This is a genomic window from Shewanella sp. A22 (assembly GCF_053850585.1).
The window spans coordinates 1-9,943 of sequence record NZ_JBSQBN010000150.1 but is presented as its reverse complement, the minus strand read 5'-3'; the positions used below and the strand labels follow the sequence as shown (position 1 = coordinate 9,943).

The following is a 9,943-nucleotide window of genomic DNA, read 5'->3' as shown; positions in this document are numbered from 1 at the left end:
GTAAAAAATGGACCATGCCCATTCGAAACTGGCGTACTGCGATGAATCGATTTATTATTGAATTCGAGGACAGAATTGTGAAGTATATTAACTAAATTGCAGTTACACAGAATCTGTTACACCCTCCTGAGTGCGGTTTAGAACATAATTAAAATAAACCTTTACAACACTCAAAACTAATGTAGTATATGTCTCGCTCTGACATTCAGAGTTATTAATGAACATCAAGTAAAAGAAAAGCCTTAGAATCTCTTCGTTATCGTTGCTATCCTCTGTGTTTCCCTTAGCTTCATCGTGCCATTCAATAATTCAAGCTTGAGCGCATCGCATTTTCGCGACAGATTGATTAATTTTAAATATATAAGGGACACAACATGTCTAAAACAACTGGTTTAGTAAAATGGTTTAACGAAGATAAAGGTTTCGGTTTTATCACTCCTGATAACGGCGGCGCTGACGTATTTGTTCATTTCCGTTCAATCACTTCAGAAGGTTTCAAAACTTTAGCTGAAGGCCAAAAAGTATCTTTCGAAGTTGAGCAAGGCCAAAAAGGCCCTCAAGCTGCTAACGTAGTAGCTGAGTAACTCTTACTTTGTAAGATAGCGCAAATGGTTTAACGACTGTTTGCGCTTTTTTTTATGTAAAATTTATTTCCTCCCTTTCATTTATTGTTTCATTATTAATCCTTTAAGCTTCATCCTATCACCACCATAATCATGTCTTGTGCTAAATGTGATTAATTATTCATTATGTATTTCTTTAACAAAAAAACAATTTGTCATATAAATATGATTTTACATGGCGTAATATTGAGTGAGTTGGCTGCTTTGCCCGTGGTTAAAAACTGAATAATAAGAGAGAATATGGATATATTTCACCAAGTGCTTAATAAACGTTTTCTTTATATATCATTGTTATTATTAGCATCTGTGGCATCAGCAAATGTGCTGGCGATTGAAGATTGGCGAAACCCACAAGTGTTTAGGATAAATAAAGAACCGCCGCGAAGTTTTTTCTTTTCTAAAAAAACTGACAGTGCAGTGTTTTCAACCGAACCGTGGCAAGAATCGAATTATCAATTGCTCAATGGGAAATGGAAATTCAATTGGGTGAGTAACCCAAGCCAAAAGCCAACAGCATTTTACCGAAATGATTACGATGTTAGCGCTTGGGATAATATTTCAGTTCCAGCCAATTGGGAGATCAATGGTTACGGCACGCCTTATTATCACAGCCATGCATGTTTTGACAATTCGATGCAGTTTATGACCAACGACGTGACCGACAACCCTGTCGGGTCGTACAAAAAAACATTCCATGTTTCTTCCGATTGGTTAAATGAACAAGTTTATGTGCATTTTGGGGCGGTAAAATCGGCATTTTATATATGGGTAAATGGCAAAAAAGTTGGTTATTCGCAAGACTCAAAAACGGATGCCGCCTTCGACATTACCCAATATATTCATGCGGGTGAAAATAATATTGCATTAGAAGTGTATCGTTATTCTGATGGCTCTTATTTTGAATGCCAAGATATGTGGCGCATGAGCGGTATCGAACGCGATGTGTATTTGTATACCAAACCTAAAATATCTGTTCGCGATTTTTATACTCACACTGCACTGATTAATCACTATACCGATGCTGTGTTGTCTTTTAGCGCAGAGATAGACAATAGAGGTGCTTCTATATCATCGCCACAAACTTTACTGGTTGAAGTGGTGGCTGATGATAATAAACTACTATTTTCTAAAGATTTTATTGTCCCTAAGATATTACCAAACGAAAGTCACAACGTAGTGTTTAAGCATGTTTTTACTTCGCCTAAACTGTGGAGTGCTGAGCTTCCTAATTTATATAAATTAAAGTTGACCTTGATTGAGAAGGGCGTGAGTACACAATTCATCGGCCGTTATATTGGCTTTAAATCCACAGAGCTTAAACAGGGTAATGTGTTAATTAATGGCGAACCCGTTTTATTTAAGGGAGTTAATCGCCATGAACATGACCCTGTAACAGGTCATGTCATTTCAAGAGATTCAATGTTGCAAGATATTAAATTAATGAAAGAAAATAATATTAACGCTGTTCGTATGTCCCATTACCCTAATGATCCATATTTTTATGACTTAGCGGACAAATACGGTTTATACGTAATGGATGAAGCGAATATTGAATCGCATGGTTTGGGGGCGTCGAATCAAGGCAGCAGTTACGATCCGAGTAAACACATAGTGTCAAAACCTAAATGGCAAGCTGCATATCTTGATCGCATTGCTAATATGTACGAACGCACTAAAAACTCACCTTCAATTGTGATGCGTTCTTTAGGCAATGAGTCGGGCGATGGGCCGAATATAGAAGCCTCTTATGATTGGCTTAAAGCCAGAGAGGATACACCGGTTATATCTGAGCAGGCTCAATTAAGGAGGCACACAGACGCTTATGGCCAAATGTATGCTCCTATTCGTGACATTGTTCGATATGCAGAAAACCAATTTGATACTCGCCCTGTGATTTTGATTGAATACGAACACGCTATGGGCAATTCATTAGGTAATTTTAAAGAATATTGGGAAGCGTTTGAAAAATATCCATCGTTGCAAGGGGGCTTTATTTGGGATTGGGTCGACCAAACCTTTTTAAGAGAGTCTGAAACGGGTCAACCATACTGGGCCTATGGTGGCGATATTGAGCCGAAAGGCACGCCTAATAGTGACAGCTTTTGTGCCAATGGCTTAGTCTTTGCCGACAGATCGCCTTACCCTTATTTGCATGAGGTTAAGCAGGTGCAGCAAGAGGTTGGTTTTAGCCCGTTTGATCTATCCAATAAAACGCTCACGGTATCGAATAAACACTTTTTTAAATCGCTTAGCCAATACCAATTATCTTGGACACTTTTAGAAAATGGCGTAGTGGTTGAAGAAGGTCACCCGATAGCCTTGTCAGCTGCTCCGCAGGCATCTGAACAAGTGGCTATTCCGTTATCTTACCGGTTGAGTAACGATAAAGAATATTTTTTAAATGTTTATGTCGCTACAAGCGTAAAGGACGGTTTATTAAACCAAGGGTACGTGGTTGCAGATGAACAATTGCATGTTGAAAATATGTTTGTTCCACAACTTTTAAAAACTAACCTCGCCCTTAATGTCAATGACACAAGCGAACAATTAACTTTTTCATCTACAGGGTTTGAACTATCAATTAGCAAGTTATCAGGACTTATTTCAACGCTTAAATACAATGGTGTCAGTTATTTAGAAAATAGCTCAAGGCCAGAGTTTTGGCGAGCACCAGTTTATAATGACTTAGAAGTGAAAGACTATGAGTCCAATTTTGCTGTATGGCAGTTTGCTGGTAGAAACAGTAAGTTGGTTAAACTTGAAATCGAGAACGTCTCACAACATGATGCAGTTGTTAAGGTCGAATATACTTTACCCGATGTGGAAAGTCGTTATTTTAGTCGTTGGCATATTCACTCTTCAGGCCAAGTCGACGCAGAACATTGGCTGTATGCGGCTCCGCATAAAAAGTTTTCAGAATTACCGCGGATTGGTAATTTGTTTGAGTTATCAACACAGTTTGACCAAGTTAAGTATTACGGTCGTGGCCCACATGAAAATTACGTTGATAGAAAGTCATCGTCGTTTTTAGGGTTATATCAAACCGATGTCGACACTATGTATGTGCCTTATGTAACGCCTTCAGAAAACGGTTACCGAACAGATGTTCGCCATGTATCGTTTACAAATAAAGCCGGACAAGGTATTCAATTTATGGCAGAGAAACCTTTTGGGTTTGGGGCTGAGTTCTTTTCTACTGACGACTATGATGCGAGTAAAAAAGACCATGACAAGCGTAATTTACATCCATATGAGCTAAAAAAGCGCGATCGTATTTTTGTGAATATTGATTATTTGCATCGTGGTGTGGGTGGCACCAATTCATGGGGCGAGGCACCTTTACCTAATTACATTATTCCTTGGCTCGATTACCGTTATCGTTTTAGCTTTTTACCAATAACGCCACAGTAGTCATGAGCGAATAGGGAGGCCATGGTGTTGAGGTTTTATTGATACATTATTAGGGCCTGTTGATCTTTCAAAGTTGTTTAGCGGCTTTGTTTGATCTGTATCAAGAGGTGGTTGCCTCTGTGCATTCATTATTTAAGTGTCATAGCCTGAGTTGAATTTAAACAGGTTTTGCCTTGTGGTTAACATGAACGATAAGCTTTTTAAGCTTATGATATTTATGGTTATATAGTTATTTTGTTACAGTTGAAGGCCAAATAATAACGAGGGTAAGATGACGGATTCGAAGCTGTTATTGATTTTGAAAACCTGTATCTTTATGGGCGTTTGTCTTATTTTACTTGGTATTTATTTACATAATTTTAGTGTTCTGATTGCCAGTTTGGGCGTAGATGGCATCATTATTAGTGCCATGTGCGTGGCTTTTGGGATGATTTTATCTTTACCGACTAAAATGTATCTCACTTTTATGTTGGTCATGCGTGAAGCCGATAAGAAATATTAGATTGCTGAAAATCTATATTTTCTTATCATTCTTGGTAATTCTTTTCTTTTATGAACTCCATTTTCTTACTCACAAATCGGCTAATTGCGATCATTTAGGCAATTAACCCAAGACTATTGAGCCAAAAACACCGATAATTCATCGTAATTAGACAAGCTGGCCGTTTGGCTGCGCAAGACTGTGGATATATTCAATGGAAATCAAAGTAAATTTTCTCGATAATTTGAGACTCGAAGCCAAATTTGACGACTTTACCGTTACGGCCGATCAACCTATTCGCTATAAAGGTGATGGCTCAGCTCCTAGTCCTTTTGATTACTTCTTAGCATCGTCAGCCCTTTGTGCAGCCTACTTTATTAAGGTGTACTGTAAAGCCCGCGATATTTCGACTGAAAATATTAAACTGTCACAAAATAATATTGTTGATCCTGAAGATCGCTATAACCAAATTTTTCAAATTCAGGTGGAGTTACCAGACGATATTTCGGATAAAGATCGTGAAGGTATTTTACGTTCAATTGATCGTTGTACGGTTAAAAAAGTGGTCCAAACCGGCCCTGAATTTAAAATAGAAACGGTTGAGAATCTTGATGCAGACGCTAATGCGATGTTGATGGGGCAACCTGAAGGTGATGCCCACACCTTTATCTTAGGTAAAGATTTACCGCTTGAGCAAACCATTAAAAACATGACTGGCTTACTAGCCGATCTTGGTATGAAGATCGAGATATCGTCATGGCGTAACATTGTGCCAAACGTTTGGTCTTTGCATATTCGTGATGCCGCTTCACCAATGTGCTTTACCAATGGTAAAGGTGCCACCAAAGAAAGTGCATTATGCTCGGCTTTAGGTGAGTTTATTGAACGCCTCAATAATAACTTCTTTTATAACGATCAATTCTTTGGTGAGGAGATCGCCAACAGCGAGTTTGTGCATTATCCAAATGAAAAATGGTTTGCACTAGAAGACGATGACGCACTACCGGCAGGTATTTTGGATGAATATTGTCTAGATATTTATAACCCAGATGAAGAGCTATGTGGTTCACACTTAATTGATACTAATTCTGGCAATAAGAACCGCGGTATTTGCACGATTCCGTATACGCGCCAGTCTGATGGCGAAACCGTGTATTTTCCGTCTAACTTAATTGAAAACCTATTTTTAAGTAACGGTATGAGTGCGGGTAACAACATACAAGAAGCCCATGTTCAGTGTTTGTCTGAAATATTTGAGCGAGCAGTTAAACGTCAGATCATTGAACAGGAAATAGTGCTGCCCGATGTGCCAATGGAGGTATTAGAAAAGTATCCAAGTATCTTGGCTGGCATTAAGGGGCTTGAGGAGCAGGGCTTCCCTGTTGTGGTGAAAGACGCCTCGCTTGGCGGTCAATTTCCGGTAATGAGTGTGACCTTAATGAACCCGAGAACGGGCGGCGTATTTGCTTCATTTGGTGCGCACCCTAGCTTTGAAGTGGCATTAGAGCGCAGCTTAACCGAACTGCTGCAAGGCCGTAGCTTTGAAGGCTTAAACGATGTTCCCAAGCCAACGTTTAATAGTATGGCGGTGACCGAACCTGAAAACTTTGTTGAGCATTTTATTGATTCAACCGGTGTGATTTCTTGGCGTTTCTTTAGCAATAAGTATGATTATGAGTTTTGTGAGTGGGACTTTACCGGCACGAGTGAAGAAGAAGCCAAAGGCTTATTTGGCATTTTAGAAGCAATGGGCCGCGAAGTGTATATTGCCGAATTTACTGATTTAGGGGCTTCTGCATGCCGTATTTTAGTACCAGACTATTCAGAGGTTTATCCTGTTGATGACTTGATTTGGGATAATACCAACAAAGCGTTAAATTACCGCGAAGATATTCTGAATTTGCATTCATTAAGCACTAAGGCATTAGCTAAGTTGGTGAATCGATTAGAAGACAGTCAGTTAGATAACCATACTGATATTCGCACCTTAATTGGCATTGTGTTCGATGAGAACACTGTGTGGGGGCAATTAACGATTATCGAATTGAAGATTTTGATTTACCTTGCGTTAGGTGCCCATGAAGACGCGCTTGAATTGGTGGGTGAGTTCTTACAGTTTAATGACAACACTGTGCAGCGTGGCTTGTTTTATCAAGCGGTGAATGCGGTGCTTGAAGTCACTTTAGATGAAGATTTGCAGCTTGAGCACTTTATTGACAACTTTAACCGTATGTTTGGTAAAGACGTGATGGACAATGTTGTTGGCTCAGTGAATGGCACAGTGCGTTTTTATGGCTTAAGCAAAACCAGTATGCAACTAGAAGGTATCGAACCTCATTTACGTTTGATTGAAAGCTATAAGAAACTGCATCAAGCACGTAAAAATGCAGCTAAGTAACATTTATTGCTAAGCATATGAAATACAAAAAGCGAGCTCATATGAGTTCGCTTTTTATTCAATTAAGCATGTCTATTATCTCAAGAAAGCGAGTAAATAATTTCGTGAATGTTTTAATCAATTAATGCTGCAAATGGTAAGCTGTTGATAAAAATGTAAAAATCACTTAATTTTGTGGTTTGGAGGTTCTATTTAGTCGTTCAGGAGGGGGCGTTTAATTCATAATCATGAGTTAGCGTTCATTACTGGCTTAGGTAGGTCTTTTGTAATGCAGATATTGTTAAAGGACGGTCAAAATAATAACCTTGAATTACATGGCACCCTAGCGCATGTAACATGGCAAACTGCTCTTTCTTTTCAACACCTTCTGCAACAGTTTTCATTCCATATGCATTGCTAATCGCCAAAATAGACTTAATAAGCGTTTTGCTTTGTTCACTAACCGTAATGTTATTAACAAAACACCGATCAATTTTAACTTCATCAAAAGGCAACATATTTAAGTAGCTTAATGAGGAAAACCCCGTGCCGAAGTCATCAAGTGAAATACAGAATGAACGATTTTTCAATTCTGTGAGTATGTCATATGTTTTTTCGAGTTCGCTAAGCATGACATTTTCAGTGATTTCTAAGGTGATTCTGTGCCGTTCAATGCCTATATCATCTGCTATTTGAGTGATTGACTCGGTAAAGCCTGATGACATTAACTGTTTTGGGGAAATATTGATCGAAACATTAATGGCATTTTTGCCAGCAGGAGATACTTTTAGAATATCTGTACATGCTTGGTGAAAGACAAAAAGGCCTATTTCTTTTATGAGCCCAATTTCTTCGGCTATGCCGATAAAATCATCGGGTGAAATGAGCCCTAGCTTTCGGTTTTTCCATCTTGCAAGTGCTTCTACAGCAATAATTCTCTCTGTTTGAGTGTCTATTTGTGGCTGATAAAGAAGGAATATTTCGTTATGAATAAGTGCGCCTCTTAATTCTACCTCGAGTAAATATTTATATTGAATTTGTTCATTCAATTGATAGTCATAGAAGGTGGCACTGCCTTTAAGTTCAGCTTTTGATTTGTAGAGTACGATGTCTGCTTTGCGAATTAATCCTTCTGCTTGGCTATCATCCGAAGGGTACATGCTGACGCCTATACTACATTGAGTGATTATTTCTCGGCCATTGACAATAAATGTATCATTAAATATCTGCTGTATTTGCGCGACTTTGAGGTAGGCTTCATTGAGGTTATTGAGTTCTGGGAAGCAAAAAACAAATTCATCACCTCCAAAGCGCGATATTGTATCTTTAGAGTCAAAAATGAGCTTAAACTTTTGGCTAATGGATTGCAGTAATTCATCACCTGCAGAATGGCCATGGCAATCATTGATCTTTTTAAAGTCATCAAGGTCGATAAAGACTATCGCAACTTGTTGATGATGAATATTTGCAGATTCGATGCCTTCATTTATTTTTTCGAGTAACAAAATTCTATTTGGCAACCCAGTTAATGCGTCATGCAAAGCCATGTGATGCAATTGATTTTTTGACGTTTCTAATTCATTGATGTCATGTTCAATTTTATGTTGAAAGCGGTTGAAGCGTCTTGCTATTAAGTTACTTATGATGAGTGAACTACCAATCATGAAAAATGTAGAAAATACACTTAACATTATAATATTAATTAGTTTTTTATGGTTTAGCGAATGCTCTTTTTGTTCTTTTAGATTTAAATAGTGATTAACTTCATTTGAATTAAAATATGATCCTACAATCCAATTCCAGTCTTTAATCAGTCTAATGTAACCAATTTCTGTTTTATTATTGTCATCCTTTAGGGGGGAAGCGTCACTTAAGGTGATGAAATGACCGTCTGGTCGAGCTTGAGTGGCAATCTCTTTAGCCATATTAGTATTTGAGTTAATCATAAAGGCTAAATTTTTATCTTTGCTTGCACTCGCCAGTAAATTGCCTGCGGTGTCGATAATAAATGAATGTTCGTTTTCTGAGTGTTCAAATGCAATCACTGATTTTAAGAGTGATGCTTTTAAGTCGTCTTCAACATCAGAGATGTATTCGCCGGTTCCAATAAACCAATCATAGGGCTCGAAATATTTACCAAAGCCTATTTTTTCAAACTCTTCTGCTGCCGGTTTGCCTGGCTTTTGGTACCACCAGTGGTAAAATGCTTCTCCATTTTGTTGTTTAATTAAGTTGATATGTTCCCTTAAAATGTATGACCCCCGAAGATCTTGGGCTCCCCAAGCGGAGATACCTTCAAGATTAGGCTTAAGCCCATGCATGACATTAATGCCATTCATTTGAAAAATAAAAAAGTAACCTCTTTCGTCATAAAATCGAATTGGGCGTAATGCGTCGGTGATGAGTTTGGTTACTGTGGTTTTGGACTTGTTAGGATTGTTACGATAGATGTTTGAGGCTATGGCATAAGCTTCATTTACACGTTGTTTCGAGAGTAATTTAAGCTCATCGATGACCATGTTTTTTTTGTAAATGATGTAATTTGATGCTTTGTCGGCTGATTGTTTTATCGTATTTTTATTGGTTTCAATAATATCTTCACGAAGGGATTGTATGCTTTCATTCGCTTTATCTTGATTGTCTTTAATAATGAAAATATTGACAGTAATAGCAAAAAAACCAACGATAATACTTGGGGTATATTTGATGAGATTAACCAGTTTTTTATCGTTTAGGATCATCATGAAAACTTAGTAAACTCCTTTTTACTGAATGAATTGAGTATAAAACAAACCATCAAGTTGTGTTAATTTTTCAGGTATTTATTTTATGATGAGTACATAGAGGCAAGATGGTTAAGAGAGTGCTCAAAATAAAAACAGGCCATTATGAGGCCTGTTCTATTGTTTCACTGTGCTTAGATGTTATACCAATCCTATTAAATATGTGATCTTTCAGCGGGAGTTCAAAGTGCTGTAGGCAAGGCAGATGATTGAAGCGAATAGTGATTCTCGGTAACAAGCTCCTGCGTTACTCTACCTCCAGCATCTG

Annotated in this window: 5 protein-coding genes; 4 read left to right on the top strand and 1 reads right to left on the bottom strand. The window is 38.0% G+C overall.

The window, feature by feature from the left end; genetic code table 11:
* The first annotated feature begins 374 nt into the window (after nucleotides 1-374).
* From cspE to ACWXWT_RS18465, 4 genes are all read left to right on the top strand, one after another.
* Nucleotides 375-584, top strand: a complete 210-nt coding sequence (gene cspE, locus ACWXWT_RS18480; RefSeq protein ID WP_160055822.1) for a transcription antiterminator/RNA stability regulator CspE — start codon at nucleotides 375-377, stop codon at nucleotides 582-584.
* Between the two features lie 279 nt (nucleotides 585-863).
* Complete coding sequence (locus tag ACWXWT_RS18475) at nucleotides 864-4,034, top strand: glycoside hydrolase family 2 TIM barrel-domain containing protein (protein ID WP_456043046.1); 3,171 nt, start codon at nucleotides 864-866, stop codon at nucleotides 4,032-4,034.
* A 271-nt stretch (nucleotides 4,035-4,305) separates the two neighbouring features.
* Nucleotides 4,306-4,536, top strand: coding sequence for a hypothetical protein (locus ACWXWT_RS18470; protein ID WP_456043045.1), 231 nt, complete (start codon nucleotides 4,306-4,308; stop codon nucleotides 4,534-4,536).
* A 193-nt stretch (nucleotides 4,537-4,729) separates the two neighbouring features.
* Entirely contained in the window at nucleotides 4,730-6,913 is a 2,184-nt protein-coding gene (locus ACWXWT_RS18465) for an OsmC domain/YcaO domain-containing protein (RefSeq protein WP_456043044.1), read from the top strand.
* A 242-nt stretch (nucleotides 6,914-7,155) separates the two neighbouring features.
* On the opposite strand, the gene ACWXWT_RS18460 is transcribed toward ACWXWT_RS18465, so the two are convergent.
* Nucleotides 7,156-9,636 carry a bifunctional diguanylate cyclase/phosphodiesterase gene (locus ACWXWT_RS18460; protein WP_456043043.1) on the bottom strand — a complete coding sequence of 827 codons (2,481 nt, stop codon included), beginning with the start codon at nucleotides 9,634-9,636 and terminating at the stop codon, nucleotides 7,156-7,158.
* Nucleotides 9,637-9,943: the final 307 nt, after the last annotated feature.